At 71.3% G+C, this 25,403-nt stretch carries 23 protein-coding genes; 17 read left to right on the top strand and 6 right to left on the bottom strand.

From position 1 onward, the window contains the following. Positions 1-79 precede the first annotated feature (79 nt). The 8 genes from rplT to A6P39_RS33000 all read left to right on the top strand — a co-directional run bounded on the left by rplT (position 80) and on the right by A6P39_RS33000 (position 9,828). On the top strand, positions 80-463 hold the full coding sequence (gene rplT / locus A6P39_RS32965; RefSeq protein WP_006141703.1) for a 50S ribosomal protein L20: 384 nt from the start codon (positions 80-82) through the stop codon (positions 461-463). Positions 464-661: 198 nt separating this feature from the next. Further along, complete coding sequence (locus A6P39_RS32970) at positions 662-1,519, top strand: TrmH family RNA methyltransferase (RefSeq protein ID WP_067055005.1); 858 nt, start codon at positions 662-664, stop codon at positions 1,517-1,519. 50 nt (positions 1,520-1,569) lie between these two features. Then, on the top strand, positions 1,570-2,712 hold the full coding sequence (locus tag A6P39_RS32975) for a sensor histidine kinase (RefSeq protein WP_067055007.1): 1,143 nt from the start codon (positions 1,570-1,572) through the stop codon (positions 2,710-2,712). Between the two features lie 154 nt (positions 2,713-2,866). Further along, a complete protein-coding gene (gene pheS, locus A6P39_RS32980) occupies positions 2,867-3,988 on the top strand; it encodes a phenylalanine--tRNA ligase subunit alpha (RefSeq protein ID WP_067055010.1) in 1,122 nt (373 codons plus the stop codon). After that, a complete protein-coding gene (gene pheT / locus A6P39_RS32985; protein ID WP_067055013.1) occupies positions 3,988-6,510 on the top strand; it encodes a phenylalanine--tRNA ligase subunit beta in 2,523 nt (840 codons plus the stop codon). The genes pheS and pheT overlap by 1 nt, the downstream gene beginning before the upstream one ends. A 193-nt stretch (positions 6,511-6,703) precedes the next feature. After that, positions 6,704-7,783: a PP2C family protein-serine/threonine phosphatase gene (locus A6P39_RS32990; protein WP_067055016.1), complete on the top strand. Its 1,080-nt coding sequence runs from the start codon at positions 6,704-6,706 to the stop codon at positions 7,781-7,783. 102 nt (positions 7,784-7,885) lie between these two features. Continuing rightward, positions 7,886-9,226: a transcriptional regulator gene (locus A6P39_RS32995; RefSeq protein ID WP_067055020.1), complete on the top strand. Its 1,341-nt coding sequence runs from the start codon at positions 7,886-7,888 to the stop codon at positions 9,224-9,226. A 65-nt stretch (positions 9,227-9,291) separates the two neighbouring features. Beyond that, entirely contained in the window at positions 9,292-9,828 is a 537-nt protein-coding gene (locus A6P39_RS33000; protein WP_067055023.1) for an NUDIX hydrolase, read from the top strand. A gap of 21 nt (positions 9,829-9,849) precedes the next feature. On the opposite strand, the gene A6P39_RS33005 is transcribed toward A6P39_RS33000, so the two are convergent. Next, positions 9,850-10,110 (bottom strand): hypothetical protein, encoded by a 261-nt coding sequence (locus tag A6P39_RS33005; protein WP_067055026.1) that lies wholly within the window; start codon positions 10,108-10,110, stop codon positions 9,850-9,852. Between the two features lie 193 nt (positions 10,111-10,303). Continuing rightward, positions 10,304-11,179: a 3-hydroxybutyryl-CoA dehydrogenase gene (locus A6P39_RS33010; RefSeq protein WP_079133797.1), complete on the bottom strand. Its 876-nt coding sequence runs from the start codon at positions 11,177-11,179 to the stop codon at positions 10,304-10,306. A 169-nt stretch (positions 11,180-11,348) separates the two neighbouring features. Between A6P39_RS33010 and A6P39_RS33015 the strand changes: the two genes are divergently transcribed. Continuing rightward, positions 11,349-12,590, top strand: coding sequence for a glycoside hydrolase family 10 protein (locus A6P39_RS33015; protein ID WP_199841016.1), 1,242 nt, complete (start codon positions 11,349-11,351; stop codon positions 12,588-12,590). A gap of 1 nt (position 12,591) precedes the next feature. Here A6P39_RS33015 and A6P39_RS33020 read toward each other — a convergent pair whose 3' ends face one another. Both A6P39_RS33020 and A6P39_RS33025 read right to left on the bottom strand, forming a co-directional pair. Continuing rightward, a complete protein-coding gene (locus tag A6P39_RS33020; RefSeq protein WP_067055032.1) occupies positions 12,592-12,789 on the bottom strand; it encodes a DUF1918 domain-containing protein in 198 nt (65 codons plus the stop codon). A gap of 18 nt (positions 12,790-12,807) precedes the next feature. After that, positions 12,808-13,719, bottom strand: a complete 912-nt coding sequence (locus tag A6P39_RS33025) for a DMT family transporter (RefSeq protein ID WP_067055035.1) — start codon at positions 13,717-13,719, stop codon at positions 12,808-12,810. Between A6P39_RS33025 and A6P39_RS33030 the strand changes: the two genes are divergently transcribed. Next, on the top strand, positions 13,718-15,178 hold the full coding sequence (locus tag A6P39_RS33030; protein ID WP_067055038.1) for an aminotransferase-like domain-containing protein: 1,461 nt from the start codon (positions 13,718-13,720) through the stop codon (positions 15,176-15,178). The genes A6P39_RS33025 and A6P39_RS33030 overlap by 2 nt on opposite strands. Before the next feature lie 122 nt (positions 15,179-15,300). Further along, positions 15,301-15,894 (top strand): histidine phosphatase family protein, encoded by a 594-nt coding sequence (locus A6P39_RS33035; protein WP_067055041.1) that lies wholly within the window; start codon positions 15,301-15,303, stop codon positions 15,892-15,894. Here the strand turns inward: A6P39_RS33035 and A6P39_RS33040 are convergent. Then, entirely contained in the window at positions 15,876-16,367 is a 492-nt protein-coding gene (locus A6P39_RS33040; protein WP_443053008.1) for a DUF6314 family protein, read from the bottom strand. The two genes, A6P39_RS33035 and A6P39_RS33040, sit on opposite strands and share 19 nt — an antisense overlap. Positions 16,368-16,461: 94 nt before the next feature. Between A6P39_RS33040 and A6P39_RS33045 the strand changes: the two genes are divergently transcribed. Together A6P39_RS33045 and A6P39_RS33050 are read left to right on the top strand one after the other, a co-directional pair. After that, complete coding sequence (locus A6P39_RS33045; RefSeq protein WP_067055047.1) at positions 16,462-18,942, top strand: alpha-L-arabinofuranosidase C-terminal domain-containing protein; 2,481 nt, start codon at positions 16,462-16,464, stop codon at positions 18,940-18,942. A 314-nt stretch (positions 18,943-19,256) separates the two neighbouring features. Then, positions 19,257-20,354 (top strand): MerR family transcriptional regulator, encoded by a 1,098-nt coding sequence (locus A6P39_RS33050; protein WP_067055050.1) that lies wholly within the window; start codon positions 19,257-19,259, stop codon positions 20,352-20,354. A 98-nt stretch (positions 20,355-20,452) separates the two neighbouring features. On the opposite strand, the gene A6P39_RS33055 is transcribed toward A6P39_RS33050, so the two are convergent. Continuing rightward, on the bottom strand, positions 20,453-21,037 hold the full coding sequence (locus A6P39_RS33055; protein ID WP_067055054.1) for a hypothetical protein: 585 nt from the start codon (positions 21,035-21,037) through the stop codon (positions 20,453-20,455). 86 nt (positions 21,038-21,123) lie between these two features. On the opposite strand from A6P39_RS33055, the gene argC reads away from it, so the two are divergent. From argC to A6P39_RS33075, 4 genes are read left to right on the top strand one after another with little or no spacing between them, the layout of a single operon-like run. Further along, a complete protein-coding gene (argC, locus tag A6P39_RS33060; protein WP_067055057.1) occupies positions 21,124-22,152 on the top strand; it encodes an N-acetyl-gamma-glutamyl-phosphate reductase in 1,029 nt (342 codons plus the stop codon). Further along, positions 22,149-23,300: a bifunctional glutamate N-acetyltransferase/amino-acid acetyltransferase ArgJ gene (gene argJ / locus A6P39_RS33065; RefSeq protein ID WP_067055060.1), complete on the top strand. Its 1,152-nt coding sequence runs from the start codon at positions 22,149-22,151 to the stop codon at positions 23,298-23,300. Before argC ends, argJ begins: the two co-directional genes overlap by 4 nt. Then, the gene (argB, locus tag A6P39_RS33070; RefSeq protein ID WP_067055063.1) at positions 23,297-24,199 is read left to right on the top strand and encodes an acetylglutamate kinase; all 903 of its coding nucleotides are present in this window, start codon (positions 23,297-23,299) and stop codon (positions 24,197-24,199) included. The genes argJ and argB overlap by 4 nt, the downstream gene beginning before the upstream one ends. Further along, positions 24,196-25,401, top strand: a complete 1,206-nt coding sequence (locus tag A6P39_RS33075; RefSeq protein ID WP_067055066.1) for an acetylornithine transaminase — start codon at positions 24,196-24,198, stop codon at positions 25,399-25,401. The genes argB and A6P39_RS33075 overlap by 4 nt, the downstream gene beginning before the upstream one ends. Positions 25,402-25,403: the final 2 nt, after the last annotated feature.

Genomic DNA, 25,403 nt, shown 5'->3' on the forward strand with positions numbered 1-25,403 from the left:
CGCCGCACGTCAGGACCGGGACCCAGTCGTTTCCGGGTCGTGTGAGGACCACCACGACCCCGCTACAAGGAGTTAACAAGTGGCACGCGTCAAGCGGGCAGTCAACGCCCACAAGAAGCGCCGGGCGATCCTCGAGCAGGCCTCCGGCTACCGCGGTCAGCGTTCGCGCCTGTACCGCAAGGCCAAGGAGCAGGTCACCCACTCGCTGGTCTACAACTACAACGACCGCAAGAAGCGCAAGGGCGACTTCCGTCAGCTGTGGATCCAGCGCATCAACGCCGCTGCCCGCGCCAACGGCATCACCTACAACCGCTTCATCCAGGGTCTGAAGGCCGCGAACGTCGAGGTCGACCGCAAGATCCTGGCCGAGCTGGCCGTGAACGACGCGAACGCCTTCGCGGCGCTCGTCGAGGTCGCGCAGAAGGCGCTGCCGTCGGACGTCAACGCGCCGAAGGCCGCGTGACGCTGCGCCGGCATCGGCCGACGTGACTGAAGGACCCGCAGGCCTTATGGCTTGCGGGTCCTGCTGTTGGGGGCGCCGCGGCTGTTCGGCTGCGGGTCCGTCGTGGCCGGTCGCGCAGTTCCCCGCGCCCCTGGTGGGGGTGCAGTCGCCGCAGCCCGAGAGACACCCCGCGTTGAAATTCTCGTGAAAGTGAAGAGGATGCCCACCCCCGAGCTGATCTCCCCCCGGTCCGCCCGTGTCGCCGCTGCCCGGCGCCTCGCCAAGCGGAACTTCCGGGGCAAGGACCGGCTGTTCCTCGCGGAGGGGCCGCAGGCCGTCAGGGAGGCGGCCGGGCATCGGGCCGGCGGTGAGCCGACCCTCGTCGAGCTGTTCGCCACCGTCGAGGCCGCGGAGCGGTACGCCGACATCATCGGCGCCGCACGCAGCGCCGGGGCCCGGGTGCACCTCGCCTCCGAAGAGGTCATCGCGGACATCTCCACCACCGTGACCCCGCAGGGGCTGGTCGGGGTGTGCCGGTTCCTCGACACGCCCTTCGAGGGGGTGCTCGCCGCCCGGCCGAAACTGGTCGCCGTACTCGCCCACGTGCGCGACCCCGGCAACGCCGGCACCGTGCTGCGCTGCGCCGACGCCGCCGGCGCCGAGGCCGTCGTCCTCACCGACGCCTCCGTCGACCTGTACAACCCCAAGGCCGTACGCGCCTCCGTCGGCTCCCACTTCCATCTGCCCGTCGCCGTCGGTGTCCCCGTCGAGCGGGCCGTGCAGGGGCTGAAGGACGCCGGTGTGCGCATCCTCGCCGCCGACGGGGCAGGGGACCGCGACCTCGACGAGGAGCTGGACCGGGGCAGCACCATGGGCGGGCCGACCGCCTGGGTGTTCGGGAACGAGGCCTGGGGGCTGCCGGAGGAGACCCGCGCCCTCGCCGACGCCGTCGTACGCGTCCCCATCCACGGAAAGGCCGAGAGCCTGAACCTCGCCACCGCCGCCGCCGTATGTCTCTACGCGTCGGCCCGTGCACAGCGCGCCTCCGGAGGGTGCCGCTCCGTCACCGAGAGCTAGTAGGGTGACGTGCTCGGGGCCCTGCGCCGTCTGAGAGGTGGGGTACGGGGATGAGTGTGGCCGGCACGAGCAGCGCGCCGGGGGAACCGGGCGGACGGGACGCGCGGCGCGCGGCCGCGCCCCACTGCGGCGAGCACGCGGGCCTCGATCCCGACCAGCTGCCCGACGGCCTCGTCGTCGCCGACGAGCACGGGCGCGTCGTCTGCTTCAACGCCGCCGCCGAACGCATCACCGCCGTGCGCGCCGCCCACGCCCTCGGGCAGCCCCTGGAGAAGGCGCTGCCGTTGGAGGACCTCGAAGGCCGCCGGTGGTGGCAGCTCACCGACCCCTACGGCGGGCTCGCCATCCGGGTCCGGCAGCCGGAGCGGAACCTGCTGCTGCCCGGCGGGCGGGAGGTGCTCGTCTGCGCCCGCTACGTCCGTGCCGAGCCCCTCGGGCCCGTCCGCAGCGTCCTCGTCTCCCTGCGGGACACCGAGGCCCGCCGCCGCACCGAGCGCAGCCACGCCGAGCTGATCGCCACCGTCGCCCACGAGCTGCGTTCCCCGCTGACCTCCGTGAAGGGCTTCACGGCCACCCTCCTCGCCAAATGGGAACGCTTCACCGACGACCAGAAACGGCTGATGCTGGAGACCGTCGACGCCGACGCCGACCGGGTCACCCGCCTCATCGCCGAGCTGCTGGACATCTCCAGGATCGACAGCGGACGGCTCGAGGTGCGCCGCCAGCCGGTCGACATCGGGGCCGCCGTCTCCCGGCACATCCAGGCCTACGTCGCCGCCGGCCAGCCCGCCGACCGGTTCCTGCTCCGCATCGAGCAGCCGCTGCCCGCCCTGTGGGCCGACCCCGACAAGGTCGACCAGGTGCTCAGCAACCTCATCGAAAATGCCGTGCGGCACGGCGAGGGAACCGTCACCATTGACGTGACGCCCTGCGCATCCCCGCGCGACGGCGAGGAAACAGGCACGTCGGTCACGGTGAGCGACGAAGGGCCCGGCATCCCGGAGGAATCCATGAACCGCGTCTTCACCCGCTTCTGGCGGGGCAGCAAGCGCGGCGGCACGGGGCTTGGGCTGTACATCGTCAAGGGCATCGTCGAGGCCCACGGCGGCACCATCACCGTCGGCCGCGCCCAGGTCGGCGGCGCCGAGTTCCGATTTACGCTGCCCGTGGCGGTCCCGGCGTACCTCGCCTGACGGCCCACGGGCTCTTCGTCCACCTCCACCCCGTTAGACTCGGCCTTTGGCACCTTTGTGTCCTTCACCGGCCCTCGCGAGTCGGTGACGGGGACCATCCGCCTGGGGGCACCTCCCAGTGATAGCTGGGGGACAAACGGAAGCACGGGAAGAGATGTCGGCACCCAATAAGTCGTACGACCCTGTCGAGGTCGAGGCGTTGAAACCGGAAGAGATCGAGCGCATGCGGGACGAGGCGCTCGCCGCCTTCGCTGCCGCGGACTCCCTCGACGCGCTCCACGAGGCCAAGGTCGCCCACACCGGCCCGGCCTCCCCGCTGGCCCTCGCCAACCGCGAGATCGGCGCCCTGCCCCCGCACGCCAAGGCCGAGGCCGGCAAGCGCGTCGGCATGGCCCGCGGCGCCGTCAACAAGGCCCTCGCCGGCCGTCAGACCGAGCTGGAGGCCGAGCGGGACGCCCGCGTCCTCGTCGAGGAGTCGGTCGACGTCTCGCTGCCGTACGACCGCGTCCCGGCCGGCGCCCGGCACCCGCTGACCACGCTCTCGGAGCGCATCGAGGACATCTTCGTGGCCATGGGCTACGAGGTCGCCGAGGGCCCGCAGGTCGAGACGGAGTGGTTCAACTTCGACGCCCTGAACATCGGCCCGGACCACCCGGCCCGCGGCGAGGCGGACACCTTCTTCGTCCAGGGCCCGGACGGCGGCACCGAGTCCGGTGTCGTGCTGCGCACCCACACCTCGCCGGTCCAGATCCGTTCGCTGCTCGACCGCGAGCTGCCGGTCTACGTGATCTGCCCCGGCGTCGTCTACCGCACGGACGAGCTGGACGCCACGCACACCCCGGTCTTCCGCCAGGTCGAGCTGCTCGCCGTGGACGAGGGCCTGACCATGGCCGATCTCAAGGGCACCTTGGACCACATGGTCCAGTCCCTGTTCGGCGAGGGCATGAAGACCCGGCTGCGGCCGAACTTCTTCCCCTTCACCGAGCCGAGCGCCGAGATGGACATGCTCTGCTACGTCTGCAAGGGCGAGTCCGTCGGCAACCCCGACCGGCCCTGCCGTACCTGCTCCAGCGAGGGCTGGATCGAGCTGGGCGGCTGCGGCATGGTCAACCCGCGGGTGCTCACCGCCTGCGGCGTCGACCCGGAGAAGTACAGCGGCTTCGCCTTCGGGTTCGGCATCGAGCGGATGCTGATGTTCCGCCACAACGTCGAGGACATGCGAGACATGGTCGAGGGTGACGTCCGGTTCACCCGGCCGTTCGGGATGGAGATCTGATGCGGATCCCGCTTTCTTGGCTGCGGGAGTACGTCGACCTGCCGGCGACGGAAACCGGCCGCGACGTCCAGGAGAAGCTGGTCTCGGCCGGCCTGGAGGTCGAGACCGTCGAGCAGCTCGGCGCCGACCTCAAGGGCCCGCTGGTGGTCGGCCAGGTGCTGACCATCGAGGAGCTGGAGGGCTTCAAGAAGCCGATCCGCTTCTGCACCGTCGACGTCGGTCAGGCCAACGGCACCGGCGAGCCCCAGGAGATCGTCTGCGGCGCCCGCAACTTCGCGGTCGGGGACAAGGTCGTCGTGGTCCTCCCCGGCGCCACGCTGCCCGGCGGCTTCTCCATCGCCGCCCGCAAGACCTACGGCAAGACGTCCCACGGCATGATCTGCTCCACCGACGAGCTGGGCATGGGCGACGACGGCACCCACGGCATCATCGTGCTGCCGCCGGAGACCGAGGTCGGCAAGGACGCCATCGAGCTGCTCGAGCTGGTCGACGAGGTCCTGGACATCGCCGTCACCGCCAACCGGGGCGACTGCCTGTCCATCCGCGGTGTCGCCCGCGAGACCGCCATCGCCTACGGCCTCCCGCTGCGCGACCCGGCCCTGATCGACGTACCGGCCCCGAACGCGTACGGCTACCCGGTCCAGGTCACGGACCCGTTCGGCTGCGACCGCTTCATCGCCCGCACCGTCACCGGACTGCGCCCCGAGGCCCGCTCCCCGATCTGGCTCCAGCGCCGGCTGCAGAAGGTCGGCATGCGCCCGGTCTCGCTCGCCGTCGACGTCACGAACTACGTGATGATGGAGCTGGGCCAGCCGCTGCACGCCTACGACCGCTCCCGGGTCCAGGGCACCATCGGCGTGCGCCGGGCCGAGGAGGGCGAGAAGCTCCTCACCCTCGACGGCGTCGAGCGGACGCTGCACGCCGAGGACCTGGTCATCACAGACGACCGCGGCCCGATCGGCCTCGCCGGTGTGATGGGCGGCGCCAACACCGAGATCGCCGACCACGAGGTCACCGAGGACGGCGTCAACGGCACCACCGACGTGGTCATCGAGGCGGCCCACTTCGACGCCGTCGCCATCGCGCGGGCGTCGCGCCGCCAGAAGCTGCTGTCCGAGGCGTCGCGCCGCTTCGAGCGCGGTGTCGACCCGCAGGCCGCCGCGGCCGCCGCGCAGCGCACGGTGGACCTGCTGGTGCTGCTCGCGGGCGGTACGGCGGAGGCCGGCGTCACCGAGATCATCGCGCCCTCGGCCCCGCACACCATCACCATCCCGGCGAACCACCCCGACAAGGTCGCGGGCGTCGACTACGGCCGCGAGACCGTCGTACGCCGTCTCCAGCAGGTCGGCTGCGACGTGTACGGGCAGGACGAGCTGATCGTCACCGTCCCGTCCTGGCGGCCCGACCTGGTCGACCCGAACGACCTGGCCGAAGAGGTCATCCGCCTGGAGGGCTACGAGAACCTGCCCTCCACGCTGCCCAAGCTCCCCTCGGGCCGCGGTCTGACCCACCGGCAGCGGCTGCACCGCCGGACCGGCCGGGTACTGGCCGGCGCCGGCTACGTCGAGGCGCCGAACTACCCGTTCGTCGGCGAGCAGGTCTTCGACCAGCTCGGCCTGGCGGCCGACGACCCGGCCCGCCGTGTCGTCAAGCTGGTCAACCCGCTGAGCGACGAGGAGCCCGCGCTGCGTACGACGCTGCTGCCGGGCCTGCTCGGCGCGCTGCGCCGCAACGTCGGCCGGGGCAGCCACGACCTGGCGCTGTTCGAGACCGGTCTGGTCTTCCACCCGCGTCAGGAGCAGCGGACCGCGGTCCACCTGCCCGTCGACCGGCGGCCGACCGACGAGGAGATCGCCGCGCTGGACGCCGCGCTGCCCGAGCAGCCGCGGCACGTGGCCGCCGTCCTCGCGGGCGCCCGCGAGCAGGCCGGCTGGTGGGGCAAGGGCCGTCCGGCGGACTGGGCCGACGCGGTGGAGGCGGCGCGTGCCGTCGCCCGTGAGGCCGGTGCCGAACTGACCGTCCGCAAGGGCCAGTACGGCCCGTGGCACCCCGGCCGCTGCGCCGAGCTGCTGATCGTCGCGGACGGTGCGGAGCAGGTCGTGGGCCACGCGGGCGAGCTGCACCCGCGTGTCGTCAAGGCCCTGGGCCTGCCCGAGCGCACCTGCGCGATGGAGCTGGACCTGGACGCCCTGGAGACGGTGGGCGACGGTGTCCCGCAGGCGCCGGGCATCTCCGTGTTCCCGGTCGCCACGCAGGATGTCGCCCTCGTGGTCGACCAGTTCGTCCCGGCAGCGGAGGTCGAGGCGGCGCTGCGGGACGGGGCGGGTGAACTGCTCGAGTCCATCCGGCTGTTCGACGTGTACGAGAGCGCGGAGCAGCTGGGCGAGGGCAAGAAGTCGCTGGCCTACGCTCTGCGGTTCCGGGCGTCCGACCGCACGCTGACCGTGGACGAGGCGTCGGCTGCGCGGGACGCGGCGGTTGCCCTGGCGGGCGAGCGTACGGATGCGGTGCTGAGGGGCTAGTTCGGCGCCCCCTCGGGGGCGCCCGACCCTCTCCCAGCTGCATAAATGCGGGTTGGCTGACGGCGGGTCACTCATTTGGGTGGGAATCCGGAGTGATCCGGCCCTTTTGGACCATGCCCTCGACAGAATCGGACCGGCCTTTCGGGGTCGGTCCGTCTGCTCTGTCAGGGACTCTCCATGGGGGACCAGAGGCATGATCCGCATCAAGGCACGGGCACCCACCGCGCGGGGAGCCGTACTGCCCATCTTCTGGGGCGGTGTGGCGGTCGCCTACAAGTTCGGCTGTCCGCTCGCCCAGCAGGACGGGCTCGGTGCACGCATCGTCACCAGCGCCGTCTTCTTCGCCGTCGGTACCGGGCTGATATTCCACGTCCGGCGCGCCCCGCTGCGGGAGCTGCGGCAGGCCCGCCGGGTGGCGCGGGCCGCGCAGAGCGTCGTACTGCGGCCGTTGCCCCCGCGGCTCGACGGGCTGAACGTCGCCGCCGCCCAGCTGTCCGCGGACCGGGGCGCCTGTGTCGGCGGGGACCTGTACGAGGCGGTCGCCACCGAGCACGGGGTGCGGGTCGTGATGGGCGATGTGCGGGGGCACGGTCTGGCCGCCCTCGGTACCGTCGCCGCCGTCCTCGGCAGCTTCCGCGAGGCGGCCCACGACGAGCCCGAACTCGACCGTGTCCTGCGCCGGTTGGACCGCGCCCTCGCCCGCCACCTGCGTGAAGGGGCCCACGCCGAACACCCGGTCGTCGAGGAGTTCGTCACCGTCCTGCTCCTGGAGATCGGCCGGGACGGCGAGCTGAGCGCCTTCAACTGCGGTCATCCGTGGCCGTACCGGATCAGCGGTACGCGTGTCGAGCCGCTGAGCCGCGTCGAGCCGCTGCCGCCGCTGGGTCCGTTCCCGTTGCCGGCGGAACTGGAGGCCCACCACTGCGGACAGCTGCTGCCGGGGGAGTCCCTGGTCCTCTTCACCGACGGGGCGGAGGACGCCAGGGATGCCAAGGGCCGCTTCTTCTCGCTGCCGGCAGCGCTGCGGGAAGCCGTACGCAGTCAGTCTCTCTCGCCCCAGTCGATTCTGCGCACCCTCTTCACCGCCCTCCTGCACCACACCTCCGGCAGCCCGGCGGACGACATGGCGGTACTGGTCCTGCGGAACGACCGCACCAAGGTGTGCATGTCGAGGGTGCGGGGAACCGCGCCCTTCGACCCGGCCAAGCCGCCGCTTTTCGAGGGGGAGCCGGAAGCTTGGCCGGGACCCCAGTCAACCGGGAGAACACGCTGAGCGACACCGCGTGCACCGTGCGGATGCAGGTGTTCCGTTCACACCCCGTGTGAAGGCGCGCACACTACGCTGAACGGCACCAGGCCACTCGGGGGGCATCCCATGCAGCCCAATACTCTGCTCGACGCGATCCTGGACGAGGCGGGGATCTCGCACGCCGGTCTCGCCGCCCATGTCAACCAGGCCGGCCGGCGACGGGGCCTCACGCTCCGCTACGAACACACCGCCGTGGCACGGTGGTTGAAGGGGCAGCGGCCGCGCGGTCAGGTGCCCGATCTGATCTGCGAGGTGCTGGCCGGGCGGTTGCACCGGCCGGTCACCCTCGACGACATCGGCCTCGGGGTGCCCGGTGAGCCGAGCGTCGCGCACGCCGGGTCGCTGTCCGGCTTCGTGGAGCGGGCGACCGCCCTGTGGCGCTCGGACGAACAGCAGCGACCCCATGTGCTGGACGCCGCCGCCGTCACCGGCACCCCTGCGGTCATGCCGGTGTGGGAGTGGGAGAACCCGCCGGAGGACGTCGATGTCTCCCGCGGCGGCCGGCACCGGGTCACCACGGCCGACATCGAGATGCTGCGAGCCGCCCGCGCACACTACGAGCAGATGTACCGGAAGGCCGGCGGCATCGCGACCCGGACCCGGATCGTCGGTTTCCTCAACGCCGAGGCGGCACCGCTGCTGCGCGGCAGCTACACCGACGCCACCGGGCGTCAACTGCACCGGGCCACCGGCGGGTTGGTGGCGGTGGCGGGCATCTGCGCCTACGACTCCGACGCCCACGGGCTCGCCCAGCGCTACTTCCACCAGGCGCTCAGGCTCGCAAAGGCCAGCGGCGACCGGGGACTTGGGGCGTATGTGATAGCGCTGCTGGTCAACCAGTCGCTGTTCATGCGGGAGTACCGGCAGGCCGTCGCCTTCGCCGAGGCCGCGCTGCGGGCCGCCGGCAAGCACATCACCCCGGCGCTCGCCTCCGACCTGTACGCGATGCAGGCCAAGGCGTACGCCCACCTCGGCGACGCCGGCAGCGCGCTGTCCTGCATCCGGCGCGCGGAGACGGCCGCCGAGCGGATCCGGCGCGGGTACGAACCCGACGAGACCGGATATGTGCAGCCGGGTCTGGTCAATGTGCAGGTGGCCGAGGCGCTCCTCAGTCTCGGTGAAATCTCCGCCGCCCGGGAGCACGCGGCGGCGGCGGTCGACAACCCCGCCCATGACCGGGGGCGGGTGCACCGGCTCGCCATGCTGTGCACGATCGAACTGCGCCAGGGCCAGGCCGACAAGGCGGTGGCGACCGCCGTGCAGATGGCCGAGCAGGCGCGCGGAATGGAGTCCCAGCGGCTGCGCGACAGACTCCGCGCGGTGCGCGAGCACCTGGTGAACTGCGGCTCGGCCGGCACCGCCGAGGCCGCCGAACTCATCGACGGGGCACTGCGCGTACCGCTGTAGGCCCTCTGTGGGTACTCCGTCCCTGCTGCGATATTGCCACTTACTCGGCGGAAGGTGGCAGAACCGTGCAGTGGACGAAACAGAACGAACAGACTGTGTATGAAAATCGCTGGTTCAGCGTCAATCTCGCTGATGTCGAGCTGCCGGACGGCCGGCACCTCGACCACTTCCTGATCCGGCTGCGGCCGGTGGCCGTGGCCACGGTCGTCAACGAGGCCAACGAGGTGCTGCTGCTGTGGCGGCACCGCTTCATCACCGACAGCTGGGGCTGGGAACTGCCCGCGGGTGTCGTCGAGGACGGCGAGGACATCGCCGTGGCGGCCGCCCGGGAGCTGGAGGAGGAGACCGGCTGGCGGCCGGGGCCCCTGCACCACCTCATGACCGTGGAGCCGTCCAACGGCCTCTCCGACGCCCGGCACCACATCTACTGGTCCGACCGGGGCGAGTACGTCGGACATCCCGTGGACGACTTCGAGTCGGACCGCCGGGAATGGGTTCCCCTCAAACTCGTCCCCGACATGATCGCCCGTGGGGAGGTCCCGGCCGCCAACATGGCGGCCGCGTTACTGCTGCTGCACCACCTCAGGCTCGCCGAAGGCTGACAGGGGGGCCGGGGGCAGGCCCTAACGGGCCGCGACGGCCTGCCAGACCGTCACGACCAGCGCTCCCAGGGCCGTGAGTGCGGCGAGCGAAGGCAACGGCCAGCGCGTGTGTTCCAGCGAGACCATGCGGGAGTTCAGCTCGTCCAGTTCCTTCGCGGTCTCCTCGGTGCGGTGGCTGAGCAGCGCCAGCCCTCCCTCGACACGGGCATAGGCCACGTCGAGGCGGCGCCGTAACTCTGCGAGTTCTCCGGGGACCACGGGATGCTCCGGATCGACGGTCACGGGTCCACTCCTTTCAGTAGTCGGCATGGATGGTTCCGCATCCCTTGCATGCGCATGAGGAGTCAACTCGCCTGGTGGGCGCGTGGGGAGCGTGTGCGACGGGCATATGCGTGCCCGGCGCGCACACGGTGTGTGAAACAGATGAGCCCGGCACCGAGTCCGGTGCCGGGCCGTAAGGCGTAGCTCTGTGTGATCAGCCGTAGGTGTAGAACCCCGAACCGGACTTCCGGCCCAGCCGGCCCGCCTCGACCATGCGCTGGAGCAGCGGGGGAGCGGCGTACAGCGGTTCCTTGTACTCGGCGTACATCGAGTTGGCGATGGAGACGATGGTGTCCAGGCCGATCAGGTCGGACAGCTTCAGCGGGCCCATCGGGTGGGCGCAGCCCATCTCCATGCCGTTGTCGATGTCCTCGCGGCTGGCGATGCCCGACTCGAACATCCGGATCGCGGAGAGCAGGTAGGGCACCAGCAGCGCGTTGACCACGAAACCGGAGCGGTCCTGGGCGCGGATGGCGTGCTTGCCGAGCACCTTCTCGGCGAAGAGCTGGGCGCGGCTGAGGGTGCCCTCGGAGGTGGTGAGCGCCGGGATCAGCTCGACCAGTGCCTGCACCGGGGCCGGGTTGAAGAAGTGGATGCCGACCACGTGGTCCGGGCGGGAGGTGGCGACCGCCAGCTTCACCAGCGGGATCGAGGAGGTGTTGGAGGCCAGGATCGCGTCCGGGCGGGTCACCACCTGGTCGAGCACCTGGAAGATCTCCGTCTTCACCGGCTCGCTCTCCACGACGGCCTCGATCACCAGGTCGCGGTCGGCGAACTCGCCGAGGTCCGTGGTGAAGCTCAGGCGCGCCTGGGTGGCGTCCCGCTCCTCCTCGCTGATCTTGCCGCGCTCGGCGGCCTTGGACAGGGAGTTGAACAGCCGGGTACGGCCGATCTCCAGAGCCTCGCCGGTGGTCTCGGCGACCTTCACGTCCAGTCCGGCGCGGGCGCACACCTCGGCGATGCCCGCGCCCATCTGGCCGCAGCCCACGACCCCGACGCGCGCAATGTCTCCCGCTGGGATGCCCGTCACATCGACCCCTTCGCTGATCTACGGCACTCGCAGGGCCTCCGGGTTTCGGTGCCTGCTCCGATCGTGCACGTTACCGCCAAGTATCGATGATCGATCGCGCGGGTAGGGGCATCCTGGAGCGCGGAACGATCCGTGACGGAGCGGATCCGGTGCGTATGGGGGTGTGCGGATGGGGGAGCTGTCACGGCGGGCCTTCGCCCTGGCGGCACTGTCGACGCTGGCCACGGCGCCCGACGCGGTGGCGCTGCCGGGCCCCAGGGGGCCGGGGCACCGGCCGCGGGGGGCCGGCGAGATGCGGGGCGTGTGGGTCGCGACGGTCGCGAACCGGGACTGGCCCTCCCGGCCCGGGCTGCCGGCCGCCGGCCAGCGCAGGGAGCTGATCGCCCATCTCGACAACGCGGTCCGGGACCGGCTCAACACGGTGATCTTCCAGGTGCGGCCCACCGCCGACGCCCTGTGGCCGTCCCCGTACGAGCCCTGGTCCGAGTACCTCACCGGAACGCAGGGCGCGGACCCCGGCTGGGACCCGCTGGGCACCGCGGTGGACGAGGCCCACGCCCGGGGCCTGGAACTGCACGCCTGGTGCAATCCGTACCGGATCGCGCTCGACACCGACCTCGGCCGGCTGGCCCCCTCGCACCCGGCCCGCAGGCACCCCGACTGGGTGGTGCCCTACGGCGGCAAGCTCTACTACAACCCCGGCCTGCCCCAGGTCCGTGCCTTCGTCCAGCGGGCGATGCTCGACGCGGTCGCGAAGTACCCGGTCGACGCCGTCCACTTCGACGACTACTTCTACCCCTACCCGGTCGCCGGGCAGACCTTCGACGACGATGACGCCTACGACCGCTACGGCGGCGACTTCGGCAGCCGGGCCGCGTGGCGGCGGGACAACATCGACAAGCTGGTCAAGGGCATGGCCGCCGGCATACGGCGGGTCCGGCCCGGCACCCGGTTCGGGATCAGCCCCTTCGGGGTGTGGCGCAACGCCTCGACCGACCCGCGCGGCTCGGACACCCGGGCGGGCGTGCAGACGTACGACGACCTGAACGCGGACACCCGCAGATGGGTGCGCGAGCACTGGATCGACTACCTCGTCCCGCAGCTGTACTGGAACATCGGCTTCGCCGCCGCCGACTACGCGAAGCTGGTCGACTGGTGGGCGTCGGTCGCGCGGGGCACGCGGACACGTCTGTACATCGGCGAGGCCCTCTACAAGGCGGGTGCCGCCGGGCAGCCCCCGGCGTGGCAGGACCCCATCGAGCTGTCCCGGCACCTCACCTTGGCCGCCCGGTACCCGCAGGTGCGCGGGCATGTGTTCTTCGCCGCGAAGGACGTGGCGGCCGACCCGATCGGCGCGATGGCACGTGTGGTCGCCGATCACTACGGCCGGTCGGCGAGGCCGCCACGGTGAGCTACTTCTGGTGCTCTTCCTTGTGCTTGACCTGGCAGTCGGGCCCCGGGGACATGATCGCCTCGTGGCCGTCCGGGAACCGGACGCGGTAGGGCGGATTGCCCTTCTCGCCCATCACTTCGACGACTTCGGACTCCTGGTCGTGCTGGCCGACCACTCTGCCGTGCTGGACCAGCTTGTCGCCCTTGGAAGCACGCATGTCGGGCCCTCCTCACGATCACGACCGCTGGGTGACGGCGATGCACACGAGCACGGCGACGGCAGTCAGGGGAGCAGCCGCCGTGAAGTGCTCGCCCAGCAGCAGCGCCGACCACACCAGTGTGAGCAGCGGCTGGGCCAACTGCAACTGGCTGGCGCGGGGGATCCCGATGACCGCCATCCCCCGGTACCAGACGACCAGGCCGAGGAACTGCGAGCCCAGCGCCACCCACAGCACACCGGCGATGGCGTGCCACACGGGATGGACGGGCTCGTACGTCAGCGCCACCGCGGCGCCGGGCACGCTCAGCGGCAGGCACAGCACCAGCGCCCAGCCGATCACCTGCCAGCCCGGCATCACCCGGGCCAGCCGGCCGCCCTCGGTGTATCCGGCCGCGCACACCAGCAGGGCCGCGAACAGACAGCCGTCGGCGGCCGTGAGCGCGCCGCCGCTGCGGGTGAGGGTGAAGGCGACCACGGCCGCGGCCCCCGCGAGCGCGGCCAGCCAGAACCGGCGCGAGGGGCGGCTGCCGGTGCGCAGCGCCGAGAACACGGCCGTGGTCAGGGGCAGCAGCCCCACCACGACCGCCGCGTGCGCGGTGGTGGAGGTCTGCAGGGCGAGCGTGCTCAGCAGCGGGAAGCCGAGCACCACACCGCCGGCGACGACCGTGATGCCCGGCAGATGACGGCGCTCGGGCAGCGGAACCCGCAGGGCGAGGAGACAGCCGCCCGCGACCAGCGCGGCCAGGACGCTGCGCACGGCCACCAGCGACCAGGGCCCGAATCCCTCCAGACCCCAGGCGGTGGCCGGGAAGGTGAGCGAGAAGGAGGCGACGCCGAGGGCGGCCAGGCCGGTGCCGAGGCCACTCCGCTCGCGCGGGGCGGTGACCGCTATCGGGGCGGGGGCAGTAGCGCTACTCTGTGCTCTCATGCACCAGCGTAGCAGCGTCAATGAACTGGCAGAACAGCTCCGACGGGACCTCGACCGCTACTCTCCGGGGGGAAAGCTCCCATCGAGCCGGGCCCTGGTCGAGCGGTTCCACGTGAGTCCGGTGACCGTCTCGCGGGCGCTGGCCCAGCTGGCCGCCGAGGGGCTGGTGGTCACCCGGCCCGGCGCGGGCGCCTTCCGGGCCCGGCCGCGCACTCCCGCCGAGCCCGCCGGGGACACCTCCTGGCAGGAGGTCGCGCTGAGCGCCGAGGGCGCCGCCGACCTCGTACCGCGCACGGTGGACGCCTCCGGCGTCACGATCTGCCTCGCCGTACCGCCCCCGGGAGTGCTGGAGTTCAACGGCGGTTACCCCCATCCCTCCCTCCAGCCCGAGCGGGCGATGGCGGCGGCCCTCGCCCGGGCCGGCCGGCGGCCCGGTGCGTGGGGCAGGCCCCCGCTGGAGGGGCTGCCGGAGCTGCGGGAGTGGTTCGCGCGCGGCATCGGCGGCGCCGTCACGGCCGCGGAGGTGCTGATCGCCGCCGGCGGGCAGTCCGCGCTGGCCACGGCTCTCAGGGCGCTCGCCCCGCCCGGCGCGCAGGTGCTCGTGGAGTCGCCCACCTACCCGGGCATGCTGGCGCTGGCCCGCTCGGCCGGACTGCGCCCGGTCCCGGTGCCGGTCGACCCCGACGGCGTACGGCCAGATCTGCTCGCCGACGCCTTCCGGGCCACCGGCGCCCGGGTGTTCGTCTGCCAGCCCCTGTTCCAGAACCCGACCGGCGCGGTCCTCGCCCCGGACCGCCGCGCCGAGGTGCTGCGCATCGCCCGCGCCGCGGGCGCGTTCGTCATCGAGGACGACTACGTACGGCGCCTCGCGCACGCCGACGCGGGCCCGCTGCCCCCTCCGCTGGCCGCCGACGACCCGGACGGCGTCGTCGTGCACGTCTGCTCGCTGACCAAGGCGACCTCGCCCAGCTTCCGGGTGGCCGCGCTGGCCGCACACGGTCCGGTGCTGGAACGCCTGCGCGCCATCCAGGTCGTGGACAGCTTCTTCGTGCCCCGGCCGCTGCAGGAGGCGGCCCTGGAACTGGTCGGCTCCCCGGCCTGGTCCCGCCATCTGCGGGCCCTGTCGGGCGAGTTGAAGGCCCGGCGGGACGCCATGACGGCCGCGCTCGCCACGCACCTGCCCGAACTCGCCCTGCCCCACATCCCCTCCGGCGGCTACCACCTGTGGCTGCGCCTGCCCGAGGGTGCCGACGAGTCGGCCCTCACCGCGGCCGCCCTGCGCGCGGGCGTCGCCCTCACCCCCGGCCGCCCCTACTTCAGCGCCGAACCTCCCGCCGCCCACCTGAGGCTGAGCTTCGCGGCGGTCGCCGGGACCGGGGAGATCGCGGAGGGCGTACGGCGGCTGCGGGCGGCCTGCGACGAGGTGTTCCACAGGCCTGTTCGAGCGCGGAACTTCTGAGCAAGGAACGTTCGAGCGGCACCCTCGCGAACGAAGACTTTTCGAGTGAGCGCCCGCACACCCGGCGTAACTCACACGGGACACCCCTTGACCTGTGTTCACCCGCGGCACACCATCACCGCATGCCACTGAGGGTGACGTTCGTCGCCGCCGCGCGCAGCGCCCCACTGCTCGCGGAGCGCTTCGAGGACGACCGGCCGCTGGACCGGGCCGGCTGGGACGAGGTGCAGCGCGTCGCGGGGGAGCTGCTGCCGCTGGCCGGCGCCGAGCTGCGCTACTGCTCGCCGACCCCGCGCAGCCGGGCCACCGGCGACGCCCTGGGCTACACCCCGCTGGTCCAGCCGGCGCTGCGGGACTGCGGCATGGGCCGCTGGCGGGGGCTGACCCTGGGCGAGGCGATGGCCCGCGAGCCGGACGCGGTGGACGCCTGGCTCGCCGACCCCCGCGCCACCCCGCACGGCGGCGAGTCCCTGCTGGCGTTCGTCTCCCGGGTCGGTGGCTGGCTCGACACCCGGCCGGCGGCGGACGGCGGCCGGATCGTCGCCGTCGCCGAACCCGCCGTGGTCCGCGCGGCCCTGGTCTACGCCCTGAAGGCGCCGCCCGCGACCTACTGGAACCTCGATGTGCGCCCGCTGTCGACGATCACCGTGACCGGCCGCGCAGGCCGCTGGAACCTCCGCTTCGACGCCGCTTCCGCTCAGCCCTCGCGCGCGTAGTCGGTCGTGAGCAGGAGGTCCTTCGCGGGTCCGCCGACCCGCCAGAGCGTGCGCCAGTGGTCGGCGTCCCGGACGGTGAACTCGCCCCGGTAGAGATCGGCCGCACACGGGTGGTCGGCGACGTACCGCCCCGTGCGGAGGTCCAGCGGGTGAAAGGGCCGCCCGTCGGCGAAGCGTACGTCGGCCGTGCCCGGGGCGGCTCCCGGCAGGAAGCGCAGCGTCCGGGTCGCGGGGCGGGTCACGCCCTGCCAGGTGAAGTCCCCGGACTCCTCGTGCAGCAGCCCGCCGCCGTCCAGCGGGCTGAAGAGGGTCACCCCGCAGAAGTGCCCCTCGCCCCGGCCGGCCAGATCCCGCACGCTGCGCCCGACACGCCAGCGCCCGGCCAGATGGGCCAGCACATCGGCGACCGGCCAGAACTCCTCGCCCATCGGCTCACCCCTTCCCGGCATCGCCCGCCCCATTGACGTGCTCATACCTCTTCCCTATTTTTGCCGTTCGAAGTGCTGACAACTGTCTGATATTTCGAACGAACTTGTCCTCCGGACACCTCAGAGCCGCGGAGTATCCATGTCACGCACCGCCCGCTGGCGATTCGGCCTGGGCGCGAGCGCCGTTCTGCTCGCCATGGCCGCCCTCCCCGCCCCCGCCCACGCCGACGACGTCACCGACTACTCGATCAGCGTCGACCCCTCGGCCAAGGGGCCCGCTATCGACAAGACGATGTACGGCGTCTTCTTCGAGGACATCAACCGGGCCGCCGACGGCGGCCTGTACGCCGAACTGGTCCAGAACCGGTCCTTCGAGTACTCCACCGACGACAACAAGGCGTACACCCCGCTGACTGCCTGGACGGTCTCGGGCAGCGCGCAGGTCGTGAACGACTCCGGCCGCCTGGCCGACCGCAACCGCAACTACCTCTCCCTGGGCGCCGGTTCATCGGTCACCAACTCCGGCTACAACACCGGCATCGCCGTCCAGGACGGCAAGAAGTACGACTTCTCGGTGTGGGCCCGCGCCGACGCCGGCACCACGCTCGGCGTCGGCCTCCAGGACGCGGGCGGCACCCTCGCGTCCGCCCGGCGGATCGCCGTGAAGAAGGGCGGCTGGGCCCAGTACCGGGCCACCTTCACCGCGACCCGCACCAGCACCACCGGCCGCCTCACCGTCGCCTCCTCCGCCGCCGCGGCCCTCGACATGGTGTCCCTCTTCCCGCGCGACACCTACCGGCACGAGCCCAACGGCCTGCGCAAGGACCTCGCCGAGAAGGTCGCCGCCCTGCACCCCGGCTTCCTGCGCTTCCCCGGCGGCTGCCTGGTCAACACCGGCTCCATGCAGGACTACAGCGAGGCCTCCGGCTGGCAGCGCAAGCGCGCCTACCAGTGGAAGGACACCATCGGCCCGGTCGAGACCCGCGCGACCAACTCCGACTTCTGGGGCTACAACCAGAGTTACGGCCTCGGCTACTACGAGTACTTCCGCTTCGCCGAGGACATCGGCGCCATGCCCCTGCCCGTCGTCCCGGCCCTGGTGACCGGCTGCGGCCAGAACAAGGCCGTGGACGACGACGCCCTGCTCGAGCGGCACATCCAGGACACCCTCGACCTGGTCGAGTTCGCCAACGGGCCGGCGACCTCGAAGTGGGGCAAGGTGCGCGCCCGGATGGGTCACCCGAAACCCTTCCACCTCACCCGCATCGAGGTCGGCAACGAGGAGAACCTGCCGGAGGACTTCTTCGCCCGCTTCACCCGGTTCCGCGCGGCCATCCAGGCGAAGTACCCGTACATGCAGTTCATCTCCAACTCCGGCCCCGACTCCAGCGGCACGACCTTCGACACGGCTTGGAAGCTCAACAAGGACGCCAAGGTCGACATGGTCGACGAGCACTACTACAAGAGCCCGCAGTGGTTCCTGCAGAACAACGACCGCTACGACTCCTACGACCGCTCCGGCCCCAAGGTCTTCGTCGGCGAGTACGCCTCCCAGGGCAACGCCTTCAAGAACGGCCTCGCCGAGGCGGCGTACATGACCGGCCTGGAACGCAACGCGGACGTCGTCCGACTCGCCTCCTACGCCCCGCTGTTCGCCAACGAGGACTACGTCCAGTGGCGCCCGGACCTGGTGTGGTTCAACAACCACGCCTCCTGGGGATCGGCCAACTACGAGGTCCAGAAGCTGTTCATGAACAACGTCGGCGACCGGGTGGTGCCGAGCACGGCCACCACCACGCCCAACGTCAGCGGCCCCATCACCGGCGCCGTCGGCCTGTCCACCTGGAACACCAGCGCCGCCTACGACGACGTGAAGGTCACCGCCGCCGACGGCTCGGCCCTGTTCGGCGACGACTTCTCCGGCGACGCCTCGAAGTGGACCCACACCGGCACCGGCAGCTGGAGCATCCAGGACGGCCAGTACGTCCAGAGCGACACCAGCGCCCAGAACACCATGGTCTCCGCGGGCGACCCCTCCTGGCACGACTACGACCTGCATGTGAAGGCCACCAAGAAGGCCGGCCAGGAAGGCTTCCTCGTCGCCTTCGGCGTCAAGGACACCGGCAACTACTACTGGTGGAACATCGGCGGCTGGAACAACACCCAGACCGCGGTCGAGCAGGCCGTGGACGGCGGCAAGTCCACGCTGGTCTCCAAGGCCGGCTCGGTCGAGACGGGCCGCGCCTACGACATCGACATCAAGGTGCGCGGCCGCCAGGTCACCCTGCTGCTCGACGGGCAGCAGTGGGGCAGCTTCACCGACGACAAACCGGCCGAGCCGTTCCGCCAGGTCGTGACGCGGGACGCGAAGACCGGTGAGCTGATCGTCAAGGTCGTCAACGACCAGTCCTCGGCGGCCCGTACGGCGATCGACCTCGGCCGCGCCAAGGTGTCCTCCCGGGCCGGGGTGACCACGCTGGCCGCCGCGCCGGACGCGGTGAACAGCGAGACGGCCACGGCGGTCGCGCCGGTCACGTCCACCTTCACCGGGGTCGCCGACAGGTTCACGTACACCTTCCCGGCGAACTCCGTCACCTTCCTGAGGATCAAGCAGAGGTGATCAAGCACAAGTGATCAAGCAGAAGTGATCAAGCGGAAGCAGCCGCTTCCGGCGCGGGCTGCTGTCCGAGCGGCAGCAGCCCGCGCTCCAGGGCGAGCCGGGGTGTCGTAGACGTAGAAGCTCGCTGTGACAAAGACCGATAGGTGGCCCCGCGACGTTCGGTAGCAGGTGGCCAGAGGCTTGCGAAGACTTGTTGTTGGCCCTGAGAGGGCTGGTAGGTGGCCCCGACGGACATCGGGCCGGAGTCAACGCCGGCTCTTGACCCTCACGTGGCGTCAGGCTCCATAGTCGGTGCCGTGGAAGATCACTGGACCGTGGGACGCGTGGCCGAGCTGGCCGGCGTGAGCGTCCGCACGCTGCATCACTATGACGAGATCGGGCTCGTTCGGCCGTCGACGCGGACCGTGGCCGGGTACCGGGCATATTCGGCGGGCGATGTGGAGCGGCTGCGGGAGGTGCTGGCCTATCGGCGATTGGGCTTCGGGCTGCGCGAGGTTGCCGAACTGGTCGGCGACCCGTCCACCGACGCGGTCGCGCACCTGCACCGACTTCGCGGCCTGCTGCTGGAGCGGCGTGATCGCGCTGACGCCATGGTGACGGCCATCGACAGGGAACTTGAGGCACGGGCGAAGGGACTGAAGGTGACACCGGAGGAGCAACTGGAGATGCTCGGCGCGCGGCTGTACGACGCGATCGGCGGTGCCTACACCGCGACACGGCGTACGGAGCCGCGGATCGCCGCGCAGATCTGGGACGCGCTCGGGGACGCGCAGACGGTGCTGAACGTCGGGGCCGGCACCGGCTCCTACGAGCCTGCTGATCGCGACGTGACCGCGGTGGAGCCGTCTGCGGTCATGCGGGGGCAGCGGCCTGCCGGCTCGGCGCCGTGCGTGGCCGCCGCCGCGGAGAGCCTGCCGTTCGAGGACCAGTCCTTCGACGTCGCGATGGCCGTCTCCACCGTTCACCACTGGGGGGACCCGATAGCGGGGCTGCGCGAGATGCGGCGCGTTGCCCGCCGCGTGGTGGTGCTCACGTTCGACACCGATGAGCCCGGATGGCAGGACCGGTTCTGGCTTACCCGCGACTACCTGCCCGAGTTCGCCGCTGTCCTCGCAGAATTTCCTTCGCTTGCTGGGATGGCCGACGCGATCGGCGCCCGCGCTGAGCCGGTGCCCATCCCATGGGACTGCGCCGACGGCCTGTTCGAGGCGTACTGGCGCCGCCCGGGGGCTTATCTGGAGGATCACGTGCGCCGTGCGATGTCGGTGTGGACGCGGGTCGGGTCGGAGGCCGAGCAGCGGGCGGTACGAAGCCTCAGCGACGACCTCGACTCCGGCCGGTGGGCCGAGCGCAACAGCGACCTCGCCGACCTCGACGCGGCAGATCTCGGCCTCCGCCTGCTCATAGCTTGAACCGCGCGTTTATTCAGGCTGGGGGTGCCGACCCGATCAGCAACGCTTGGGGTGCGGCGGCAGACATTGGCTATCAAGTCGCTTGTGATTGAGAAGCGTTACGGCATCGTTGCCGGTTTCCCGCTGTCGATGCTCTGGGCGAGTTGCTCGGCGTACTCGGTGAGAAGCTGGCGCAGGGCGATGTAGTGCGGGCCGGGGTTCGGGCCAGTGAGTTGGTGCCATGTGGTGTTGCGCCGAGCAGTCCATCGCTTCTGAACGTGTGGCGGCTGCTCGGCTTCGATGAGGCGAGGCGCGAACAGGTGCTCACCACGCGTGACGTAGACCCAGACGAACACAGACGCGTCCTGGCGCTTGCGAGCGTCGAGGACGGGTTGCTTGCCGTGGGGCGGCCCCAGCTGACTGGTCAGGTGCTGCCAGGCGGCAGAGGTGAGCGACCAGTCGCGCAGGGCTTCGCGGCGACGCTGGTAGTCGATGAGGCCGTGTGTCCGGCCTTCGAACTCTGCGGCCAGGTCGCGTAGGGCGAGCCCGCAGTCCTTGACTTCGTGAGTGGAGTTCAGCCAGATGCGGATGTTGTCCTGGGTGTAAAGCGTCCTTTCGGCGTCGACGCCGAGAAAGTGGGCCGCTTCCGCGACGGAGGCCTGCGTGGCCCATTGGACGAGCTGGATGGCCGCGATCCGTCGCAAGAGGTGCGCCCGTGGCAGCTTCCTGCAAGTCGATTGCATAAAACTGCAGCGATACGTATAGTCATGCCATCACGAGGAGGATGGACATGGCGGTACGTGCGGCGGTGGCCGGAGCGAGCGGATACGCGGGCGGAGAGGTCCTGCGTCTGCTCCTCGCACACCCCGAGGTCGAGATCGGTGCCCTGACCGGAAACTCCAACGCCGGCCAGCGGCTCGGCGCGCTCCAGCCGCATCTGCTGCCGCTGGCCGACCGGGTCCTCGCCGAGACCACGGCCGAGGCCCTCGCCGGACACGACGTGGTCTTCCTGGCGCTGCCCCACGGGCAGTCCGCCGCCGTCGCCGAGCAGCTCGGCCCCGATGTCCTCGTGGTCGACATGGGCGCCGACTTCCGGCTGAAGGACCCGGCCGACTGGGAGAGGTTCTACGGCTCCGCGCATGCCGGCACCTGGCCCTACGGCCTGCCCGAACTGCCGGGCGCCCGCGCCGCGCTTACGGGGTCCAAGCGCATCGCGGTGCCCGGTTGCTATCCCACCGCCGTCACGCTCGCCCTGTTCCCGGCGTACGCGGCCGCACTCGCCGAGCCCGAGGCCGTGATCGTCGCCGCGTCCGGCACCTCCGGCGCGGGCAAGACCCCGAAGCCGCACCTGCTCGGCAGCGAGGTCATGGGCTCCATGTCGCCGTACGGCGTCGGCGGCGGCCACCGGCACACCCCCGAGATGATCCAGAACCTCAGCGCGGCCGCGGGGGAGCGGATCGCCGTCTCCTTCACCCCGACCCTCGCGCCGATGCCCCGTGGCATCCTCGCCACGTGCAGCGCGTCGGCGAAGGACGGCGTCACGGCCGAGTCCGTCCGGGCCGCCTACGAGAAGGCCTACGCCGACGAGCCCTTCGTCCACCTGCTCCCCGAGGGCCAGTGGCCCGCGACGGCGTCCGTCCACGGTTCCAACGCCGTTCAGGTGCAGGTCGCGTACGACGAGTCCGTGGGCCGCATCATCGCGATCAGCGCCATCGACAACCTGACCAAGGGCACCGCGGGCGGTGCCGTCCAGAGCATGAACATCGCCCTGGGTCTCGACGAGACCACCGGCCTTTCCACGATCGGAGTCGCACCGTGAGTGTCACGGCAGCCAAGGGATTCACGGCGGCGGGCATCGCCGCCGGGATCAAGGAGAACGGCAACCCCGACCTCGCCCTCGTGGTCAACAACGGGCCCCGCCGCGCCGCCGCCGGCGTCTTCACCGCCAACCGTGTGAAGGCCGCGCCGGTGCAGTGGTCCGAGCAGGTCCTGCGCAGCGGCCAGGTCTCGGCCGTCGTCCTCAACTCCGGCGGCGCCAACGCCTGTACGGGCCCCAAGGGCTTCCAGGATACCCACGCCACCGCCGAGAAGGCCGCCGAGGTGCTCGGCCGGGGCGCCATCGAGGTCGCCGTCTGCTCCACCGGCCTCATCGGCGTCCTGCTCCCCATGGACAAGCTGCTCCCCGGGATCGAAACGGCCGCCGCCCAGCTGTCCGAGCACGGCGGTGAGAAGGCCGCCATCGCCATCAAGACCACCGACACCGTCCACAAGACCTCCGTGGTCACCAAGGACGGCTGGACGGTGGGCGGCATGGCCAAGGGGGCGGGCATGCTCGCACCCGGCCTCGCCACCATGCTCGTCGTCCTCACCACCGACGCCGACCTCGACGGCGAGGCCCTGGACCGGGCCCTGCGCGCCGCGACCAAGGTCACCTTCGACCGCGTCGACTCCGACGGCTGCATGTCCACCAACGACACCGTGCTGCTGCTCGCCTCCGGCTCCTCGGGCCTCACCCCGCAGTACGAGGAGTTCGCCGACGCGGTGCGCACCGTGTGCGCCGACCTCGGCCGGCAGCTCATCGGCGACGCCGAGGGCGCCAGCAAGGACATCAAGGTCGAGGTGGTCAACGCGGCGAGCGAGGCGGACGCCGTCGAGGTGGGCCGCTCCATCGCCCGCAACAACCTCCTCAAGTGCGCGATCCACGGCGAGGACCCCAACTGGGGCCGGGTGCTCTCCGCGATCGGCACGACGAGCGCCGCCTTCGAGCCGGACCGGCTGAATGTCGCCATCAACGGCGTCTGGGTCTGCAAGAACGGCTCCGTCGGCGAGGACCGCGAGAAGGTCGACATGCGCTACCGCGAGGTGCACATCGTCGCCGACCTCGCCGCGGGCACCGAGACGGCGACGATCTGGACCAACGACCTGACCGCCGACTACGTTCACGAGAACAGCGCCTACTCGTCATGACTCCCACGCGTAAACACACCGCGCTGCCCAAGGCCCAGATCCTCGTCGAGGCACTGCCCTGGCTCACCCGGCACCACGGCAAGGTCGTCGTCATCAAGTTCGGCGGCAACGCCATGGTGAACGAGGACCTGAAGGCCGCCTTCGCCCAGGACGTCGTCTTCCTCAGGCACGCCGGCCTCAAGCCCGTCGTCGTGCACGGCGGCGGCCCGCAGATCAGCGCCGCCCTCGACAGGCACGGCATCGTCAGCGAGTTCAAGGCGGGCCTGCGCGTCACCACCGAGGACGCCATGGACGTCGTCCGGATGGTGCTCGCCGGCCAGGTGCAGCGTGAACTGGTCGGCCTGCTCAACCAGCACGGCCCGCTCGCCGTCGGCCTGACCGGCGAGGACGCGCACACCATCACCGCCACCAGGCACACCCCCGAGATCGACGGCGAACTCGTCGACATCGGACGGGTCGGCGAGATCACCGACATCGACACGGGCGCGATCGAGGCCCTGCTCGCCGACGGCCGTATCCCTGTCGTCTCCTCCATCGCCCGCTCCCAGGACGACGGACATGTCTACAACGTCAATGCTGATACGGCGGCTGCGGCACTCGCTGCTGCTCTGGGCGCCGAAACCCTCATGGTCCTCACCGACGTCGAGGGACTCTACGAGGACTGGCCGGACTCCGACGAGGTGATCAGCCGGCTCACCGCGTCCCAACTGGAAAAACTGCTGCCGGAGTTGAGTTCCGGGATGGTGCCGAAGATGGAGGGCTGCCTGCACGCCGTGCGCCACGGCGTGCAGACCGCCCGCGTCATCGACGGCCGGGTCCAGCACTCGATCCTGCTGGAGATCTTCACCGACGAGGGCATCGGCACGATGGTCGTGCCGGACGAACAGGGGGAGTCATGAGCAACCAGGAACTGACCGCGCGGTGGCAGGGCGCGCTCATGAACAACTACGGCACCCCGCGACTGCCCCTCGTGCGCGGCGCGGGCCTGAAGGTGTGGGACTCCGAGGGCCATGAGTACCTCGACTTCGTCGGCGGCATCGCCACCAACGCGCTCGGTCACGCCCACCCGGCGATCGTGGAGGCCGTGAGCAGGCAGATCGCCTCCCTCGGCCACATCTCCAACTTCTTCATGGCCGAGCCCACCGTCGCCCTCGCCGAACGGCTGCTCCAGCTCTTCGGCCGCGAGGGCAGGGTCTTCTTCTGCAACTCCGGCGCCGAGGCCAACGAGGCCGCCTTCAAGATCGGCCGGCTGACCGGGCGCACCCACATCGTCGCCACCCACGGCGGCTTCCACGGCCGGACGATGGGCGCCCTCGCGCTCACCGGCCAGCCCGCCAAACAGGACCCGTTCCGCCCGCTGCCCGGCGACGTCACCCACGTGCCCTACGGCGACGCCCAGGCGCTGGCGGCGGCGGTCACCGAGGAGACGGCCCTGGTGGTCATCGAGCCGGTCCAGGGCGAGAACGGCGTGGTCGTGCCCCCGGCCGGCTACCTCAAGGCGGCCCGCGCGATCACCGCCGCCACCGGTGCCCTGCTGGTCCTCGACGAGGTGCAGACCGGCATCGGCCGCACCGGCACCTGGTTCGAGTACCAGGCCCACGAGGGCGTGCTCCCCGACGTCGTCACCCTGGCCAAGCAGCTCGGCGGCGGTCTGCCGCTCGGCGCCACGGTGGCCTTCGGCCGCGCCGCCGAACTGCTCCACCCCGGCCACCACGGCACGACCTTCGGCGGCAACCCCGTCGCCTGCGCCGCCGGGCTCGCCGTGCTCGACACCATCGCGGACGAGGGCCTGCTGGAGAACGCCAAGCGGCAGGGCGCCGCGCTGCGCGAGGGGATCGAGGCGCTGGGCCACCCGTTGATCGACCATGTCCGGGGCGCGGGCCTGCTGCTGGGTATCGTGCTCACCGGGCCGCGCGCACAGCAGGTGCAGCAGGCGGCCCAGGAGGCCGGGTTCCTGGTGAACGCGCCCGCCCCCGACGTCGTACGGCTCATGCCGCCGCTGAACCTTCGCGACGACGAGGTGGGAGCGCTGCTCCAGGCGCTGCCCGGCATCCTCGACGCAGCGAACCCGGTGGACGGGGACGGACGATCCGGAGAATGAGA

Source organism: Streptomyces sp. FXJ1.172 (genome assembly GCF_001636945.3).
Classification (GTDB): domain Bacteria; phylum Actinomycetota; class Actinomycetes; order Streptomycetales; family Streptomycetaceae; genus Streptomyces.